Raw genomic sequence first — 1,076 nt, 5'->3', positions numbered from 1 at the left:
CTAGGTGTATTGCCCTGTGAGGTTGGGGACGCGGCTGGCGGGTGGTTTGCCTGCGAGTGCGGTGTGTCCGCGGTGGTGATTGTAGGTGTGGAGCCATCCGGGGAAGGCGTCGCGTCGTTCCTGTTCTGAGCGGTAGGGGCGGGCGTAGGCCCATTCCTCGGCGAGGGTGCGGTTGAGGCGTTCGACCTTGCCGTTGGTTTGTGGCCGGTAGGGCCGGGTTCGCTTGTGGGTGATCCCGGCTGCTGCCAGGGCGTCCCGCCAGAGGTGGGATTTGTAGCAGGAGCCGTTGTCGGTCAGGACGCGCTCGACGGTGATCCCGACGCTGGTGAAGTAGGCGTGTGCCCGCTGCCAGAACGCGGTCGCGGTTTCCTTCTTCTCGTCGGTGAGGATCTCGCTGTAGGCGAGGCGGGAGTGGTCGTCGACGGCGGTGTGGATGTAGCTGTAGCCCAGGCGGGGCCGCTTTCTGCGGCCGGCCTGGCGGCCGAGGGTCCTGTGGCCGCCGCCGTCGGGGATGTTGCCGAGCTTCTTGATGTCCACGTGGACGAGCTCGCCGGGCTTGACGCGTTCGTAGCGGCGGATGACACGGCCGGTGGCCCGGTCCAGATGGGACAGGCGGGCCAGCTTGTAGCGGGTCAGGACGCGGTGCACGGTCGAGGGCACCAAACCCAGCAGGTGGGCGATGCGGGCCGGTCCCCACCGCCGGGTGAGTCGGACCTTGATGATCCGGCGTTCAGTGCGGGTCGGGGTCCGGCGCGGGCTGTGGTGCGGGCGCGAGGACCGGTCGGCAAGGCCCGCTTCAGCGTGGGAGCGGTAGCGGTCGGCCCACCGCTGGGCGGTCGTCGGCGAGACCTGGAAACGCTCGGCGGCCCGTCGCAGAGGCCAGCCGTCCTCGACCACGCAGCGGGCCAGGCGAAGGCGTCCGGTCTCGGTCAGGGGTGCATTACGGTGGGGCATGAGGGCCTTCTGTCGTTCGGTGGAGATGTCGCAATCCACACCGAACCCGGAAGGCCCTCACCCATTCAAGACGCCTCAGCCGAGACCTCCATCACCCGTCCACAACCTCCCGAGGCAATACA

General features: G+C 68.6%; 1 protein-coding gene. It reads right to left on the bottom strand.

The genetic code is table 11. The features are described from left to right. The gene (locus ACZ4UB_RS39535) at positions 1-954 is read right to left on the bottom strand and encodes an IS481 family transposase (protein WP_468078139.1); all 954 of its coding nucleotides are present in this window, start codon (positions 952-954) and stop codon (positions 1-3) included. Between the last annotated feature and the right edge of the window lie 122 nt (positions 955-1,076).

The sequence above is a fragment of the Streptomyces sp. NPDC028419 genome, assembly GCF_055565515.1.
Note: the sequence above shows the minus strand (reverse complement) of the source record. Positions and strands in the feature narration are given on the sequence as shown.